The 18,105-nt window shown below is 42.9% G+C and carries 14 protein-coding genes; 8 read left to right on the top strand and 6 right to left on the bottom strand.

Annotated features, from left to right (window positions below; all coding sequences use genetic code 11):
* Positions 1-173: 173 nt before the first annotated feature.
* The 4 genes from FKX85_RS16145 to FKX85_RS16130 are packed head-to-tail and all read right to left on the bottom strand — an operon-like array spanning position 174 to position 2,675.
* Positions 174-788: a hypothetical protein gene (locus FKX85_RS16145; RefSeq protein ID WP_141615723.1), complete on the bottom strand. Its 615-nt coding sequence runs from the start codon at positions 786-788 to the stop codon at positions 174-176.
* Between the two features lie 53 nt (positions 789-841).
* Entirely contained in the window at positions 842-1,390 is a 549-nt protein-coding gene (locus FKX85_RS16140; RefSeq protein ID WP_141615722.1) for a DUF4136 domain-containing protein, read from the bottom strand.
* Between the two features lie 17 nt (positions 1,391-1,407).
* Positions 1,408-2,013: an OmpW family outer membrane protein gene (locus FKX85_RS16135; protein WP_141615721.1), complete on the bottom strand. Its 606-nt coding sequence runs from the start codon at positions 2,011-2,013 to the stop codon at positions 1,408-1,410.
* Between the two features lie 2 nt (positions 2,014-2,015).
* The gene (locus FKX85_RS16130) at positions 2,016-2,675 is read right to left on the bottom strand and encodes a DUF4136 domain-containing protein (RefSeq protein ID WP_141615720.1); all 660 of its coding nucleotides are present in this window, start codon (positions 2,673-2,675) and stop codon (positions 2,016-2,018) included.
* A 267-nt stretch (positions 2,676-2,942) separates the two neighbouring features.
* Between FKX85_RS16130 and FKX85_RS16125 the strand changes: the two genes are divergently transcribed.
* Together FKX85_RS16125 and FKX85_RS16120 are read left to right on the top strand one after the other, a co-directional pair.
* On the top strand, positions 2,943-5,420 hold the full coding sequence (locus FKX85_RS16125) for a PIG-L family deacetylase (RefSeq protein WP_141615719.1): 2,478 nt from the start codon (positions 2,943-2,945) through the stop codon (positions 5,418-5,420).
* Positions 5,421-5,513: 93 nt separating this feature from the next.
* Positions 5,514-7,223 carry a sodium:solute symporter gene (locus tag FKX85_RS16120; RefSeq protein WP_141615718.1) on the top strand — a complete coding sequence of 570 codons (1,710 nt, stop codon included), beginning with the start codon at positions 5,514-5,516 and terminating at the stop codon, positions 7,221-7,223.
* 146 nt (positions 7,224-7,369) lie between these two features.
* On the opposite strand, the gene FKX85_RS16115 is transcribed toward FKX85_RS16120, so the two are convergent.
* The gene (locus FKX85_RS16115) at positions 7,370-8,221 is read right to left on the bottom strand and encodes a DUF2911 domain-containing protein (RefSeq protein ID WP_141615717.1); all 852 of its coding nucleotides are present in this window, start codon (positions 8,219-8,221) and stop codon (positions 7,370-7,372) included.
* A gap of 70 nt (positions 8,222-8,291) precedes the next feature.
* Between FKX85_RS16115 and FKX85_RS16110 the strand changes: the two genes are divergently transcribed.
* The 4 genes from FKX85_RS16110 to FKX85_RS16095 all read left to right on the top strand — a co-directional run bounded on the left by FKX85_RS16110 (position 8,292) and on the right by FKX85_RS16095 (position 12,264).
* Complete coding sequence (locus FKX85_RS16110; RefSeq protein ID WP_141615716.1) at positions 8,292-8,906, top strand: DNA-3-methyladenine glycosylase; 615 nt, start codon at positions 8,292-8,294, stop codon at positions 8,904-8,906.
* On the top strand, positions 8,907-9,827 hold the full coding sequence (locus tag FKX85_RS16105; protein ID WP_141615715.1) for a 2-hydroxyacid dehydrogenase: 921 nt from the start codon (positions 8,907-8,909) through the stop codon (positions 9,825-9,827).
* Positions 9,828-9,844: 17 nt separating this feature from the next.
* Entirely contained in the window at positions 9,845-10,678 is an 834-nt protein-coding gene (locus tag FKX85_RS16100; protein ID WP_141615714.1) for a universal stress protein, read from the top strand.
* A gap of 1,208 nt (positions 10,679-11,886) precedes the next feature.
* Positions 11,887-12,264 (top strand): hypothetical protein, encoded by a 378-nt coding sequence (locus FKX85_RS16095; RefSeq protein ID WP_141615713.1) that lies wholly within the window; start codon positions 11,887-11,889, stop codon positions 12,262-12,264.
* A gap of 221 nt (positions 12,265-12,485) precedes the next feature.
* On the opposite strand, the gene FKX85_RS16090 is transcribed toward FKX85_RS16095, so the two are convergent.
* A complete protein-coding gene (locus tag FKX85_RS16090; protein ID WP_141615712.1) occupies positions 12,486-13,202 on the bottom strand; it encodes a tetratricopeptide repeat protein in 717 nt (238 codons plus the stop codon).
* A gap of 861 nt (positions 13,203-14,063) precedes the next feature.
* Between FKX85_RS16090 and holA the strand changes: the two genes are divergently transcribed.
* Positions 14,064-15,086: a DNA polymerase III subunit delta gene (gene holA, locus FKX85_RS16085; RefSeq protein WP_141615711.1), complete on the top strand. Its 1,023-nt coding sequence runs from the start codon at positions 14,064-14,066 to the stop codon at positions 15,084-15,086.
* 16 nt (positions 15,087-15,102) lie between these two features.
* A complete protein-coding gene (locus FKX85_RS16080; protein WP_141615710.1) occupies positions 15,103-18,093 on the top strand; it encodes a tetratricopeptide repeat protein in 2,991 nt (996 codons plus the stop codon).
* Positions 18,094-18,105 lie beyond the last annotated feature (12 nt).

The following is an 18,105-nucleotide window of genomic DNA, read 5'->3' as shown; positions in this document are numbered from 1 at the left end:
AAATTTTATGAAGTTTAAAGTCCTATATTATGGTCATCCAGCGAAATGGCAAATACGATGAAAAATTGTCTTTAAATAGAAATGTAAGGAGTTTTATCGACGAAGAAAAATAATCAAGGCTGCCCCGATGATTAGGAGACAGCCTTGATTGCATTTAATTTATCAATATTTTTCTATTTGCCATTTTCTGCTGGCAATAATCCATCCGTTTTCATTTGGTCATAGGATTTCATGGCGATATCCTGTACGGTCTTTTCTACAGATGAAGGATTAACTGTAGAGGAGATGCCTGACCATAGCAGTCTGGTGTCACCTTTGAGCGAATAGAGGCTTGTCTCTACGATATAGGTCACATCTTCAGTATAATACCCAGGATCATAATAGCCGCCATATCCAAAGCCACCCCAGTAATAAGGGTGCATGGACCAATAGCCGGAATAAGAACCCGGTACCCAATCGGTGGATTTATCCTTGTCCACTAGTTTCATGACGATAATACCATCAAAGCCCTGCTCTCTTAGGATATTGCTACTTCTAGTGGTGTCTGTAGCGGCAGCTGCGTTCATGAGGACTTGATAGGAGGGGTGAACCTTGGCATTGAGGCTGGCCACTTTGTCTTCTGCGATCCTTCTGCTGGCTTCCGAATTGCCTAATACTGCAATCAATACCTTGGTCAGTTCCACATCCTGAGGAGTGGCGTCAGGACTTTTCCATGAGCTTACAATGGAAGTGGAGCTAGAGCATCCACATGCAATGGCAATTACAAAAATCATTAATCGTTTTATCATCGTTCTGTTAAGTTTAGTGTGTACTATTTTACAGGATTTTTTCCTGAAGGGTGTTATTCTATTTTAGTAAATAATTTTTGGGTGGCATTTTTTATGTCCTTTTTAGCCGCTTCGTCTTTTTTGGTGATGATGCTTTTGCCTACACCTTGCCAGACCATTTCATTGGTCGCCCTGTCTACAAAATCCAGCGTGAAGGTTCCCTCATTGTAAGTTCCGACAGGGATTTCCTGTACTTCCCAGTGATAGTTTCGCTGGCCAATATACATGGGTGGATCGCTGATCAGGTCTGTTTCGCGGGTTTGTACCTTTTCTTCTATAAATACCCCAATATTGACCAGCATTTCTGGGTTTTCGGTTTCTTGGTTGACACCCCTGGATTCAAGGTTCTCTTTGATGGCCTCTTTTATCCAATCTACCCGCTGGGTATATTCTGGCATTTTGTCAATCTCCAAATCGGTCTTATAAAAGTCAAAGCTCTTATAATTTTCCAATTTGAAGTTTTCTGCCTGATTGGTATCGATTACCTTTCCCGCCGTACAAGCGTATGAAACGGCCAAGACTGAAAGAAGGGCTGCAAAAGCATAGATTTTAGTGCGTATCATAATAATGTTTTTAAGTGCTAAAATTGCCAGGAAAAGCCGACCATAAAGTCGACACTGCTGAAGGGATCTTCTCCAAATCCAGCATTGTACTGGGCTGCCAAGTGGAGGCCCAGCCCATAAGCCAGTGGCTTTAATACGCCCACTCGAGGTGCTAAGCCAAACTGAAATCCATTATCCCTTACTTGGTACTGGCCTATTTCTGTCCATTTCATTACATAATATCCTCCTATCCCCAATCCCACATAGGGTCTTAGTTGGCCTTCAGGTGAAAAGTAATAATTGGCCGTAGCCAGGATCGGAACGGAGTTTGTATAATTGTACCGTTTACCGGAAAGGGTAACCATTTTTCCATCGATGTCGACTTTGACATTTTCCACCCCTTGGATATCTTCATAATAGGTATTGATACCTGTGGTAATTCCCAGCCCCAGATATTCTGTTATATGGTACTCATAGGCGATATTAATACCCCTAAAGCTGAAGTTTCCCGTGTAATCTGCCACATCCCCAAGCGGAAGGCTTGGGGTATAATTCACTTGAAATTGACTAGTTCCTTGTGCCTTTAGGAGTTGTACGTTTAACAGCAGTGCAAATAGTATAAATAAGGTTTTGATGAATCTCATAATTACTTGTTAAGATATGGTGAATCGGTAAAAATCTGATCCATGCCGCGATCAATTCGGTTTTTGATATTGGTTTCATCCCCCTGCAATATGCCGTTCAGTCCACCGGCCCATATGACAGGAAGTCTGTCGGGTTCTCCATCATCTACCGCTTCGATACTATTGGGATCTACCATTTCGATGATAATGGTCCCTTCCCTGTAGCTGTAAACTCCCCCAAAGTAGCAGCATCCTCCTGGATAATAAGGATACCAGCCATCAGCAGGATAGGGATACCAGCCCCATCCTGGCCACCAGCCCCAGTAATCCCACCAAGAAACATATTGGACATTCAGTAAATTGACTACCGAGACCATTAATACCACATCCGATCCATTACTTACAGGGTCATTGTTTTTCTCCCAACCAATACTGCGGAATTGCTGATTCACCTCAGTAAGGATATAATCCTCCATTTCTGAAGAAAGCTCCGTGTTAGCGTCATTGGAAATGAGTACTACAGTGTCTGGAAGATGATAGCTGTCGTAGCGATCATAATTTACTTCAGGATCTTGAAATGTAATGGCGATATCAAGATCTTCTACATAATCCGCGCCCTGAGGTGTACAAGCGGAGATGATAAGTAAACTACCGAAAAAGAGTAGTGATTTTAATTGCATCATTAGCTTAATTTGAGAACTTTAAAGTTTATGCTAATACAAGTAATCAAATAATGCAGGAATAGGTAAACCTAAATCTTAAATGGTTGATAAGATTTATAAATATTACCAATTTATAATTACCAAAAACAAGTCTATTGTTAAGTAAGGTAGTTTATTACTGTACTTTAGGAAACCCTTTTGGGATAAATTCGTTGACCTACCATTAGTATAAAAATGATTTGAAGTTCAGATTGATTCCCTTAGTTTTCGGTAATTAACACCATATCTATGAAGCTTAAACACCTGTCTCTTTTTATCCTATTTTTTCTAATTCTAAATGGTACTTCCTGGAGCTATGAACGCCCCAGGTATCCATCTTCTACCATCTATCACCAACTACTTAAGCTGAGGGAGACGAAGAGAGTGCTGTATATAGCTGCTCATCCTGATGATGAGAACACGCGGTTGATTGCCTATTTGGGCAACCACACACATGCGGAGGTTGGTTACCTTTCCCTTACCCGAGGAGACGGGGGGCAGAACCTCATTGGAAAGGAGCTTGGCGTCGAATTAGGCATGATCAGGACACAGGAGCTGCTAAAGGCGCGTGAGACAGATGGAGGACAGCAGTTTTTTTCCAGGGCCATTGATTTCGGTTACAGTAAAAACCCGGAAGAAACCCTCAATAATTGGGATAAGAAAAAGCTCTTGGCAGATGTGGTCTGGGTGATCAGGAATTTTCAGCCGGACATTATCATCAATAGGTTCAATACCATTCCAGGCGTCACCCATGGCCATCATACCACATCCGCTATTCTTTCATTGGAAGCCTTTAAGGCCGCGGCAGATCCACAGGTTTTTCCCGATCAGCTGGATATGGTGGATCCCTGGCAGGCAAAGCGTGTGTTTTGGAATGCTTATAATTGGAGGGCTCCATATCAGCCTGAAGAAGGAAAACTATATCATGCTTTCGAAACCGGTGAATACGATGATCTATTGGGCGTAACCTATGCGCAGATTGCCGCTGATAGTAGGACGATGCACAAATCACAGGGTTTTGGATCCACAGCTCCATTAGGAGGGGCGGTGGATTTTATCGAATTGGTAGATGGGGCTCGTTTTGAAGAATCTCCTTTTGAAGGTGTCAATAACCGATGGGATGGTGTTCCCAACGGTGCTGCTATACAAGACGCCCTGGATGAGTCTGTTGACCAGTTTGATTTTGCCCAGCTTGAGAATAATTTATCCCGCTTTTTAGCGGTTAAGCAATTACTGGATGAATTGGATTCCCCCGAAAAGTGGGTGAGGGAAAAGCAACAGTGCATCGATGAACTGATCATGGAGTTGCTGGGATTGAAGGTTGAATTTACCGCAGCCCGCCAAGAAGCCTATGTGGGCGAGAGGGTAGAAGCAACTCTTGTGATCAACAACCCTTCTTCAGTTGGGATACAGGTTCAGGATTTTACTGTGATGGGCAGCAGCCATTCTTTTAACAAAGAGATCAAGGACAATGCCGTCTTAAGGGATGGAATCGCAATGGAGTTCGCACCAACCATGTCCGTTTCCCAGCCATATTGGATTAAAAACAGTCCTCAAAACAACCTTTATCAAGTAAGCGACCAAGAAAAAATCGGCAAGGCTTTTAATGATCCTACCGTCAGCGGACAGTTTACATTCCATCTTGAGGGGGAGGAATTTACCATTAAGGTTCCCTTGAAATATAAGTACAATGACCCTGTGGACGGGGAAGTAAACCAGCCGTTCGTGTTGCTGCCGCCTGTGCAGGTGTCCATCGATCATGATCAGGTGTATGTCCTGTCGGACAAACCTTCTGAGTTCTTAATAAAGGTATCTTTTGGAACCCGCATTCTTCCGGGAGATTTAATGCTTAAAGGACTCAAAGAGGAAAATTACAAGGTGTTGGAAACTACCATAGATGAAGCTAAAAAGGAAAAAATCTATCACCTTAGCGTCAATGGAGATACCAAAATAGGAAAAACAGTGGTGACAGCCCAGTACCTTACCACTGATGGGAAGATCTATGAAGAGGGTGTAAAACGGATTGATTACAAGCATATTCCAGCACTGACGTACTTCCCCAAGGCCACTTTTGACTTGATCAAACTTAACCTAAAGACCACAGCCCAGAATATTGGCTATATTCCAGGTGCTGGTGACGATGTACCTGAGGTATTGCGCAATTTAGGGTATGCAGTGACGGAATTGGAAAATGGCAGCTTGGATGCAGATCGTTTAGGGCAATTCTCAACCGTCATCGTCGGCATCAGGGCATTTAATGTCAACCAGCAGGTGGTGGATCAGTTTGACCAATTGATGAAATATGTAGAAGATGGCGGTAATCTCATTGTCCAATACAATACGACTGCTTCTCTCAAGACGGATAGACTGGGGCCGTATCCCTTTGACATTACACGAAAAAGGGTTGCTGTAGAGAATGCACCTGTTGAGGCGGACTTTGAGGCACATCCAGTACTTAAAGGCCCGAACGCCATTACTTTGGAAGATTTTGATGGGTGGATCCAGGAAAGGGGACTTTACTTTACGGAAAATTGGGATGAGCATTATGTGACGCCATTGTCCATGCATGATCCCGAAGAGTCGCCCAGCGAGGGAAGTTTGTTGTTGGCCAATTATGGAAAGGGAACGTACACCTATTCTGGAATATCTTGGTTCAGGCTACTGCCTGCAGGAGTGCCAGGTGCTATTAAATTATTTGTGAACTTAATCGAACAAGACCATGAGTGAGCCGTCCGTCAACTGGAAAAGACTTTATTTCTTGCTAATTTTGGTACTGGCGGGATTAATAGGGGTGTTTTATGCCATAACACGCTATTACTCATGAGTTATATTGACTGGATAGTACTTTTTGGTACTTTGATAGCCATCATAGGTTATGGGATTTATAAAACCTATGGTCCAAAGGACATGGACAGCTACCTGAAAGGTGGAAGTGAAATGGGATGGTGGACGATAGGATTGTCCATTATGGCCACACAGGCTTCGGCTATCACTTTTCTGAGTACGCCCGGACAGGCTTATCAAGATGGTATGCGCTTTATCCAGTTTTATTTTGGATTGCCCATAGCCATGATTATCCTTTCGGTAACCTTTATTCCCATTTATTATAAGCTGAAGATCTATACGGCCTATGAGTTTTTGGAGTCTAGGTTTGATTTGAAGACAAGGACGCTGGCTGCATTTTTGTTTTTGATCCAGCGTGGATTGGCTGCTGGGATCACTATCTATGGGCCAGCCATTATCCTAAGTACTTTGCTCAATTGGAACCTGACCTTTACCAATATCTTCATTGGCTTGATCGTGATCTTATATACCGTTACGGGTGGCACCAAGGCCGTTTCCATTACCCAAAAGCAGCAAATGACTGTGATGATGGGAGGGATGATCCTTGCGGGGATTTTGGTTTATAATATGTTACCAGTTTCCTTAAATGACGCCATGCATGTGGCTGGAAAGATGGGAAAACTGAATATTGTCAATTTTGACTTTGACCTTGGGGACCGGTATAATTTTTGGTCTGGTATTACGGGTGCCCTATTTTTGTTTTTGTCCTATTTTGGTACGGATCAGTCCCAAGTCCAGCGCTATTTGAACGGACGTTCACTGCGGGAAAGCCGGATGGGATTGATCATGAATGGGTTTTTGAAGGTGCCCATGCAGTTTGTTATTCTGTTTATCGGAGTATTGGTATTTGTCTTTTACCAATTTTATCAGCCGCCTATTTTCTTTAATAAGGTACAAACCGAAAAGCTGGTTGAAAGTGACTACAATGCCGAATTTCAACAGCTCCAAGGTGCTTATGATGAAGTTTTTGAAGAAAAAAATACGGCCATCAAATCATTGATTGCCGCCCAAAATGAAGGAAAGACGGCAGAAGTAGACCAACTGCAGCAAGAAATTTCCGAAAAACAGCAGGAACAGGAAGAAATCCGCACAGGCGTCAAAGACTTGATTACCAAGAATGATCCTAATGCAGAGACGCGAGATACGGACTATGTGTTTATGCGTTTTGTGATGGATTATCTGCCAAAAGGCGTAGTGGGACTGTTGTTTGCCGTTATTTTCAGTGCTGCGATGTCCAGCACTGCTTCAGAGCTTAACGCACTTGGAGCAACCTCCTCGGTGGACATCTATAAACGCTCGATCAACAAAGGAAAATCAGGACAACACTATACACGGTCTTCAAAGCTACTGACAGCTCTTTGGGGTGTTTTTGCTATTCTATTTGCCACCTATGCGACACTGTTTGAAAACTTGATCCAGGCCGTAAACCTGTTGGGTTCACTGTTTTATGGAACCATTTTGGGGATATTTTTGGTAGGGTTTTATATGAAATGGGTAAGGGGAAATGCCGTATTTATTGCTGCACTAGTGACTGAAGCAGTGATTTTATTGATCCACTGGAAAAATGGTAGTGAGCTGTTCGGAATCCACATCGATATAGGTTACCTCTGGTACAATGCCATCGGCTGCCTACTGGTGATGGCCCTTTCTGCTGTATTTCAATTGGTGAAGGGGGAGAAGGCTTGATGTTTGTAAAAACAACCGTTATCACGAGTAAAGTGATGACGGTTGTTTCAGAATAAAGTACTATAATGTGTCCCAATTAACAAAAATTGCTGATGGGGATATGAAAAGTAATATTTCAATTTTCAAATCTTCCATCTTCCGATTCCTTATTGCAATGCCTTGATCAATCGGTCATTGAGGTTGACATAATCAATGTTTTTTGCTTCATCGGCCAACTGTTTGGACATTTCGGCACTTTGGATGGCTTCTTCTGTGAGGCCCAGTTTATCCTCGATTTTGGCTTTGAGGTGAACTGTCCAGTATTTTGGATCTGTGGCTACAGACTGTTCTATCCATTTATGTGCCTGTTCCATTTCCTTGTCACTGGTATAGTAATAAGAAGCTGCTTGATATAATAGTCCAGGGTTGTCCGTTTTGGTATCTATGACCATTTGCTGGATTTGATCCATCACGATTTGATCCACCTTGGTTTCAATGCGGAAACCTGCAGCAGTTTTTTCCCAGTGAAGGTTAAGTGTAGCACCGGTATCGGTCATGTTATTAAAGCTCAGCTCCATGGTTTCGTACTCATCCTTGCTTTTTGTGGATGGGACAGTAAACCTTAATACGTCACTTTCAGGAGTGTAGCCTATTGCGCCCCAAAGCTCCAGGTTGTCTGACAAAATAAATGTCCATTCCTTTTTATTGGGAATGGCATAAAGTGCATAGGTTCCAGCAGCCACTTCATTGCCTTCCACGGTCACAGGAGTGCTGAAGGTTATTTTGGTGCTTGCGTTTGCGCCGGTCCGCCACACTTCACCGTAAGGAACCAGGGTGCCGAAGATTTTACGGCCTTTGACGCTAGGCCTGCTGTATTCCAGTTTTACGTCAGTGAGCCCTATTTTTTGACTGATAGCTGCGGCAGGACTTGCCTGTGGCATTTGGATTTGCTGTGCCTTTGCCATCCCAAATGAAAAGAGCACCAAAAGTAAAAGAAACGGAGTTGCGATAAGCTTCATAGATTTAATACGTTAATTTTAATAGTAATTATATGAGGTTTTTATTATTTATATTTAAAATGTGCTGTAAATGATCATAAACGATGTTGATATTCTTCCCAAGGAGTTCTTTTTGAAAGATGATGTAACAGAAATAGCGCGGCATCTTTTAGGAAAAATAATCGTAACACAAATAAACGGTGAATACACTACAGCCCGGATCATCGAAACAGAAGCCTATGATGGCACCATAGATAAGGCATGTCATGCATTTCCGAACAAGATAACGAGAAGAACGGAAGTAATGTTCAGCGAAGGAGGAAGAAGTTACGTTTATCTTTGCTATGGCATCCATCACCTGTTTAACATCGTAACTCAAGGAGAGGGAATCCCCAAAGCCGTCCTTATAAGGGCTGTTGAGCCCTTGGAAGGAAAGGAAGTAATGCGAAAGCGCAGAAAAGTAAAAACGGATATCCAACTGACCAATGGCCCCGGTAAGGCTGCACAAGCCTTGGGAATCAGCACTTTGCACAATGATGTGATCTTATATCAAAAAAATGGTATAATCGGCATTGTATGTGAAATGAATAACGTTAATTTTGAAATTAATGTTAGTACAAGGATAGGAGTAGATTATGCAGGGGAAGATGCCAAACTCCCTTGGAGGTTTTACATCAAGAATAATCCATACGTAAGTAAGAAATAAATGAGTTTAGCGATAATATCACCTAACAGAGACATTACTCCTTGGTTGGAGATTTTCAGAAAGGAGGCAGCAGACATACCTTTGGAAATCTATCCGGATATCAAACACCCGAAGAAGGTAACTGCCGCCATGGTTTGGCAGCATCCAAAAGGATCCCTGCAGTCCCTTCCTAACCTAAGGCTAATTTGCTCCATGGGGGCGGGAGTGGACCATATACTTGGCGATGATACCATTCCTGAGGATATCCCGATTACGAGGATTGTAGATTCGCGATTGACCTTTTCCATGACCAATTATGTGGTAATGGGCGTATTGGACTTTCACCGTCAGATTAGGCGATACCAAGCGGATAAAAAAGAACGAAAATGGGACATGAGCAATCCCGAAATCCCAGTGAGTGTTGGCGTATTGGGAGTAGGAGAGCTGGGAGGTGATGTGCTGGACAAATTATCATATATGGGTATGGAAGTATATGGATATGGAAACAGCCCAAAATCAGACTTTAGACATCCTTATTATTATGGAAATCAGCTTGAGGAGTTTTTGTCAAAATGCAACGTGTTGGTGTGCCTATTGCCATTGACACAAAGTACGGATGGTTTTTTGAACTTGGATTTGTTCAGGAAGTGCACCAAGGGAACCTATCTGATCAATGTGGCGAGGGGGAAGCATTTGGTAGAAGAGGATTTGATTACCGCTTTGGAGGAAGGTATTTTGAGTGGTGCCATGCTGGATGTGTTTCGCCAAGAGCCCTTGCCAGAAGATCATCCGTTTTGGCAACAAGAGAGGCTCACCATTACCCCTCATATAGCAAGTATTACCAATCCAGATGCTGCGGCTCCCCAAATCATCGAAAATTTCTGGAATCTGGAAAAAGGGCATCCGCTTATAAATCAAATAGATAGAAAGAAAGGATATTAAATAAAATTTGAACAGACATGAGTACTTTTAAGATTTTATGCCCGACCGATTTTTCGGAATGTTCGCTGAACGCGCTTGAATATGCTGCCAAGCTGGGGGAGAAATTCAAAGCAGAGCTGGTCCTTTTCCATGTGCCAAATATGGAAGATTACAAGAAGTTGTTTAAGGAGCCGAAGAGTGAGGCGTTGGATTTTGTCCAGAAAAAAATGAATAGCCTGGTAGCGGAGGTGTTATTGGAGAGCAAAGATAATGGGCTGCGTTCTTGTGTGTCTGTTTTGAAAGAAGGAGAAACGGTCGACACCATTGTAGGTTATGCCAAAACCAACAGTGTTGACCTTATCGTCATGGGCACAGAAGGAGTTAATGATATCAAGACTAATTTTATAGGAACGAAGTCCAGCAATGTCGTTGAAAATGCAGAGAATGATGTGCTTATCGTACCACGTAAAGTGTTTTTTAAGCCTCCTCGTAAATTCGTCTATGCTTCTGACTATTTGGAAGAGGATAAGCTAGCCGTCCAAAAAGTGGTGGAGATGGCCCATTTTTATGACAGTGAAATCGACATTGTCCATGTAGGAACACGTGTAAAAGCAATAGACAAAGCCCTGCACCAAACCATGGTAGAAGAGATCAAGCCTTTTATCCGGTATGAAAAGACCAGTTATGTATTAAAAACGTTTAGGGATGAAGTCGGTTTGGGACTTGAAAATTATCTTTTGACTGCCAAAGGGGATATCCTCGTCACGCTCAGCAAGAAAAAGAGCTGGTTTGATCAACTTTTTACCAAGAACCTCTCCAAGAAAATGTCCTATTTCATCAATAAACCACTTTGGGTAATCAAGAAGGTGTGAAGATAGTAGCAAGACAGCGGATATTAGGTGGGAGATATTCGCCCTGCTTTGTCATGTTACGGTTATTTATGAGATACTTCCTAACGTCAGGATGACAGATCACGTTAATGGAGTCGAAGATCATTTTGAACGATGCTGCCATTGCTTATAGGAAAGACTGTCTGACCCCTGTTGTTCCGATAGCTGTGCTGCGGAACCACGAACATTGAGTTTTTAACTCAATACCACGTACTATATTATAAGCTTTCCTTCCCTGTGGTCAGTACCTAAGGCACTGTCAGGACACTATTTCCCCTTTCAGTTACCAAGCTAATGCTCCTAGCGGAGCATCCCTGCTGGCACTTCTGTCCGCGATAATAGTGAGTGGGTGTCCTGGCCAATAGCCGATTGCACGACAAACTCCTATCAATCCACTTTGTGCCTTCGGGCCTTTGTGGCAGAAAAAAGCAGGCCACTAAGTCACCAAGCCACGAAGTTATTTGTAATTATAAGGTGCCGATTGCACGGCAAACTCCTATCAATCCACTTTGTGCCTTCGGGCCTTTGTGGCAGAAAAAAGCAGGCCACTAAGTCACCAAGCCACGAAGTTATTTGTAAATATAAGGTGCCGATTGCACGACAAACTCCTATCAATCCACTTTGTGCCTTCGGGCCTTTGTGGCAGAAAAAGACAAGCCACCAGGTCACCAAGCCACGAAGTTATTTGTAAATATAAGGTGCCGATTGCACGACAAACTCCTGTCAATCCACTTTGTGCCTTCGGGCCTTTGTGGCAGAAAAAGGCAAGCCACCAGGTCACCAAGCCACGAAGTTATTTGTAAATATAAGGTGCCGATTGCACGACAAACTCCTGTCAATCCACTTTGTGCCTTCGGGCCTTTGTGGCAGAAAAAGGCAAGCCACCAGGTCACCAAGCCACGAAGTTATTTGTAAATATAAGGTGCCAATTGCACGGCAAACTCCTATCAATCCATTTTGTGCCTTCAATCCTTTGTGGCAGAAAAAACAGGCCACTAAGTCACCAAGCCACGAAGTTATTTGTAAATATAAGGTGCCGATTGCACGGCAAACTCCTATCAATCCACTTTGTGCCTTCGGGCCTTTGTGGCAGAAAAAGACAAGTCACCTAGCCACGAAGTTATTTGTAAATATAAGGTGCCGATTGCACGACAAACTCCTATCAATCCACTTTGTGCCTTCGGGCCTTTGTGGCAGAAAAAGACAAGTCACCAAGCCACGAAGTTATTTGTAAATATAAGGTGCCAATTGCACGGCAAACTCCTATCAATCCATTTTGTGCCTTCAATCCTTTGTGGCAGAAAAAACAGGCCACTAAGTCACCAAGCCACGAAGTTATTTGTAAATATAAGGTGCCAATTGCACGGCAAACTCCTATCAATCCATTTTGTGCCTTCAATCCTTTGTGGCAGAAAAAACAGGCCACTAAGTCACCAAGCCACGAAGTTATTTGTAAATATAAGGTGCCGATTGCACGGCAAACTCCTATCAATCCACTTTGTGCCTTCGGGCCTTTGTGGCAGAAAAAGGCAAGCCACCAGGTCACCAAGCCACGAAGTTATTTGTAAATATAAGGTGCCGATTGCACGGCAAACTCCTATCAATCCGCTTTGTGCCTTCGGGCCATTGTGGCAGAAAAAAACAGGCCACTAAGTCACCAAGCCACGAAGTTATTTGTAAATATAAGGTGCCAATTGCACAACAAACTCCTGTCAATCCGCTTTGTGCCTTCGAGCCTTTGTGGCAGAAAAAAACAGGCCACTAAGTCACCAAGCCACTAATTCAACCTTTATTTATTCTTTTTGCCAAGTTTGGATTGGATAAAGGAGAAGAATTCAGCTCGTGTATTTTTGTCGCCAAGAACCTTTCCTACGGTTTTCCAATAATTGGAAAAGGATAGTTCATTAGGAGCCTTGGAGGGTTGGTTTTTGAGTTGTTCAGGAGTTTCGGCAGCCGGTTTAGGTGAAGGATTTACTTCAGGAGCATCGGTGCTTTTCGGCTGATAGCCTACCAGCTTGTCGGCTTTATCAAAGCTCTTTTTTGACCGTTCTTTATAACCTAATTTTTCTTCCACAAGACCTTTATTGTTATAAGAAATGGCATCTTCCGGATCCATTTCGATGGCTTTGTCGTAATCAGTAATGGCTCCTTCCAAATCGCCGATACGGTCTTTTAAAAAGGCTCTACTGGAATACCGGTAGGGATTATTGGGGTCAAGGTTAAGGGCGCGGTCCAGTTCTGACAGGGCTTCTTCGTTACGCTTCAGAAGGTGGAGTACCACGGCACGGTCACTGATAAAATCAGCATTGTAATTGTCGGCTTGTATCAGTAGGTCAAAATCTTCCAATGCCGCATCCAGTTTTCCCATTCTGGAAAGGATACGTCCCCGATGTAGCAAAAGCAATGGTTGTTTTGGACTGCTGGTCAGTAACTGATTGAAAATCCCCAGTGCTTCTTCAAATTTCCCTTCTTTGTACAGCGAAATGCCTTGATTGATATCACTCACGCTCTTTATGCTTTTAATTTTGGCCAAAATTAGCAACAATATTTATAACAGCCCATTGTTTGAATAAGTTTAGCAGGGGAGGCTTTAATCTTGTAAAGTTGAAGAATGGGGATTGGTAAAAAATGGAATGAATGGAAGATGGATTGGTTTAGGTAGCGATGAGCTTCTTTAATTTTCGAATTATCGCCTTTACCTCATCATGTTCTATGACTATTCGGTTTTTGAAAAACATAGAGCATCCTGAGAAAATGACCAACAATAATACGGGCATCAAGGACTTCATGGAAAGGAAGGAGTAGTTACTCCTACTTTGTCATGTTACGGTTATTTTGGGTCAAGTGAAAAAATTGGGGGATTAGGGTTGATTCGGATAGCACGCAGATGGCGCAGATTAATAAGATTTGCGCTGATTTTTATGCTGGAGCACGCATTCCTATTGCTAAATTAAAGGGAAATATGCTTACAATAGCCACCTGGAAATCTCTCATCCCCCGGAAATATTGCTTGGTCGGTTATTTTAGGAGATTCCTCCTTCGTCGGAATGACAAAACACGCTGTTCATTCCGAGGAACAGCCTGTCCCGATACATCGGGAAGAGATCTTTTTAAGTCACTTTCTTAATTTGACAAAGCAGGATTACGATGAATCAAATAAATGCATGGGATTTTAAAAATTCAATCATTCCAAAAAGGTAAGTTCTGTTTACGAATAGCAAGCAAAATTGTTTTTGGGTTGTGGGCATGAAAAAAGTCGATACCTATTAACTTAGCTACATACACGCCTTATTTAATGTAAGGAATATCCCTTTTCATTATTCCCAAAATGCCAATAATTTCTATATTTGAGTAGAAATATAGAGATATGCCAAACCAACCTGAAGGAGTAATAAAGGAATTGAAAAGCGGGAAATATGCTCCCGTTTATTTTTTGCAGGGAGAAGAGCCTTATTTTATTGATCAGATTACCAGTTACATTGAAGAAAATACCATTCCGGAACACGAAAAGGGCTTTAACCAGATCATAATGTACGGCAAGGATGCCACGATGAATACCGTACTGACCAATGCCCGAAGGTTTCCGATGATGGCAGAGCGGCAAGTAGTCATCGTCAAGGAAGCCCAAAACCTACCGGATCTGGGCAAAGAGGCCGGTGATAATTTGCTGATCAATTACCTTTCCAATCCTTTGCCGAGTACCATTTTGGTATTTGCCCATAAGTATAAATTACTGGATGGCAGAAAGGCATTGGCCAAAGAGCTGGACAAGAAAGCGGTGCTGGTGAAATCCGCAAAAGTACCTGAATACAAGCTCAGCCCTTGGATAGATGCCTATCTGAAGAGCAAGAGCTTTACCATCGAGCCTAAAGCTTGCCAAATCATTGCCGAATCCATCGGGAACAACCTTGAGGTACTGACCAATGAGATCGATAAGATGCTGATCAACTTCAGTGAGCCGGTGCAGATCAACAGTAACCACATCCAGCAGTTTATCGGGATCAATAAAGACTACAATAATTTCGAACTGACCAAAGCGCTGAGTTTTAGGGATATATTGAAAGCCAATAAAATCATTCACTATTTTAGCCAAAACCCAAAATCCAATCCGCTGATACCGATCATTGCCTTGCTCTACTTGCACTTTTCGAGATTGCTATTGGTACACGCCAATAAGAGCCAAGGTGAAAGGGAGCTGGCGGGAAAGCTAAAGGTAAATCCTTATTTTATGAAAGAATATATGATTGCTTCCAAAAACTATCCTTTAGGCAAGGTTATTGATAACATCGGATACTTAAAGGAAGCTGATCTTCGTTCAAAGGGTATCGATGCCAACGGTATGAACGAATCAGAAATCCTCAAGGAACTCGTATTTAAATTGATGCATTAAGGTACACCATTTTACCATGAGAAAACTATTACTATTGTTTGTGGCCGCAGGTTTTTTTTATCAGGCACAGGCTCAGTCCGGCATTTATCAGACTGGACTGGAAAAGCAGATTGATGATGCATATGAACTTTTTGATAAGCATCAATACAGTTCTTCCAAACTTGAGTTTGAAAAACTACAAACGGCCGAGCTGAGCCCTTCACAGCGTATCGATGTGGACTTTTACCATGCGGTATCGGCCTTGCGATTGGACAATCCAGATGGGCCGAGCTTGGTCGGCAAGATCATTAACGATTATCCCAATGACCCCAAGGCAAATGAAGCGGCCTTTCTAATGGGGGATTATTATTTTGATCAGCGCCACTATAAAAAATCCATAGAAGCATATAACCTGGTCAATGTAGACGTGGTCTCACTTGAACAGCGATCAAAGGTGTATTTTAAGATGGGATATGCTTATTTCCAACTTAAGGATTATGCCAATGCCTCGCGCTACTTCGATCCGGTGAAGAAAATGCAGACCACGTATACCGGAGATGGTTATTACTACAGTGGCTATGTAGCTTTGCAACAAAGCAAGTATGATCAAGCCATTACTGATTTCAAGCAAGCAGACCGCTATCCTGAATACCAGTCTAAGGTTCCTTACATGCTTTCTGAGCTTTATTATCGCCAAGAACAGTATGATGAGTTGATAGCTTATGCCACACCAATATCGCAGTCTAGAGGGAACTTGGACCGTAAAGAGGGGATTTACCTGCTGATGGCGGAGGCTTATTTTGAGAAGCGTGATTTCACCAATGCCGCCACCTACTATGATGCGGCTACAAAGGCAGGAAAAGGCGATATGACGCGTGAACAAATGTACAAGGCTGGTGTGGCCCAGTTTAAGGTACGTCAATATGAGAAAGCCACCGATTACTTTAAGCAAGTGGCCCTGGAAAAGGATAAGCTCGGCCAAGTTTCCAGTTATTATCTTGGACATGCTTACCTGCAGCTGAATAATCCCCAATACGCTGTGACCAGCTTCAGTACTGCATATAAGGGTGATTTTGATCCGGCAATTCAAGAGGAGGCCTTGTTCAATTATGCTAAACTGAGCCTAGAGCGGGGTGGATTTCAAGAAGCCATCAATGCGATGGACAGCTATCTGGCCAACTATCCAAATGGCCAGAATGTAGGCGAAGTGGAGACTTTGCTGAGCGATGCCCTCATCAATACCAATAATTACCTTCGTGCCATCCAGCATATCGAAGGCATGAGCAGTAAGTCACCCGCCATCAGGGCTGCATACCAAAAAGTAACCTATTATCAGGGATTGACCTACTACCGTAATAAACAGTACAACCAAGCCATTACCTATTTTGATAAATCCATTATCTATCCAGTGGATAAGGGGATCGTACATGAGGCGTTTTATCGAAAAGGGGAGTCATATGCGGCAAAGGAGGACTTAAAAGGTGCCATTTCAGCCTATGAGCAGGTCATGAACATGCGCTTGACATCACTGGATCCTGCATTGATCAAAAGCCACTATGGCTTGGGCTATGCGTATTTTAACACCAAGGAATACGCCAAGGCCGAAAAACAATTTAAGTCATATACCGATAAAATCAAGAAGGTTTCCAATGTCCAAAGCTATTACGATGATGCTTTGATCCGCTTGGGAGATTGTTATTACATTCAAAAGAAATTTGATCCAGCGCTAAGCACATTCCGTATGGCGATCAGCGAGCGCAATCCTTCTTCCGATTATGCCCACTACATGGCGGGCGTGGTACTCAACTTCCAAAACAGAAATAGGGAAGCCGTTGCTGAGCTGGACAGGGCCATCAGCCGTTATCCAAATAGCCGTTTTAGAGACGATATCATCTTCCAAAAAGCCCAGATCAATATGGAAGAATCCAACTACGCAGAGGCCAGCAAAGGGTATAGTGAACTGATCACCAAAAGTGCTAACAGTCCATTTGTGCCATTTGCACTGGAGGGAAGGGCCATCGCAAGTTATTCACTAAAAAAATATGACCAGACCATCAATGACTATAAGAAGATATTGGGCCAATATCCCAATGCTGAAAATGCCAATGCTGCTTTGGTCGGCCTTCAGGAGGCATTGACGCTGCAGGGTAGGTCAGGAGAATTCTCGAATTACCTTTCAGACTATAAAAATTCTAATCCCGGCAACGAAAGCGTTCAGGGCGTGGAGTATGAAGCGGCCAAAAACCTGTTCTTCGGACAGTCTTACCAACAGTCCATTCAAGCTTTCCAGTCTTACCTGAGCAATTATCCGAATTCCGCCCAGAAGTACGAGGCAACGTATTTCATCGGAGATGCTTATTTGCGAATGGGGAAAGAGGATGAGGCATTGAAGACGTTTTACGATTTGGAAAAAATGGGGGCTTCTAGCCAAAAGGCCAAGGCAATACAGCGGATAGCGGAAATTGAATTTAAACAAAAGAACTACCAAAAAGCTATTCCATATTTCATCACCAGTACCAAAGTCGCCCGTGACAGGATAGAGCAATACGAAGCCAATAAGGGTTTGATGATGGCTTATTATGAGACGGCCAAATACGATTCGGCAGATTTCTATGCCAATAAGGTGATCGAACTCGGGGATGTAACGGCTGATGCCAAAGCCAATGCCCAGCTCATAAAGGCCAAGTCACTGCTGAAAACCAATAACACCACAGAAGCCCAAGATGAACTGATGGCCTTGGTCAATGAGAGTGGCAGTGTTCAAGGGGCAGAGGCGCTTTTCTTGCTGGCAGATGCTTTCCGCAAAGCCGAAAACTTCACGCAGTCCAATGAAACGATCTTTGGCTTTTCAGAGAAATATGCGGTTTATGATTATTGGTACGGGAAATGCTTCGTGCTGCTGGCTAAAAACTATAAATCGCTCAATGAAAATTTCCAAGCAAAGGCTACACTGGAATCAGTAATAGAGAATTCAGAAAACGAACAAGTCATTCAAGAGGCCAAGGCTGAGTTAGCAAACTTACCATAAACTTTGTTAATG

Source organism: Echinicola soli (assembly GCF_006575665.1).
GTDB lineage: Bacteria > Bacteroidota > Bacteroidia > Cytophagales > Cyclobacteriaceae > Echinicola > Echinicola soli.
The sequence above is the reverse complement of the archived record's forward strand: the minus strand, read 5'-3'. Positions and strand labels throughout refer to the sequence as shown.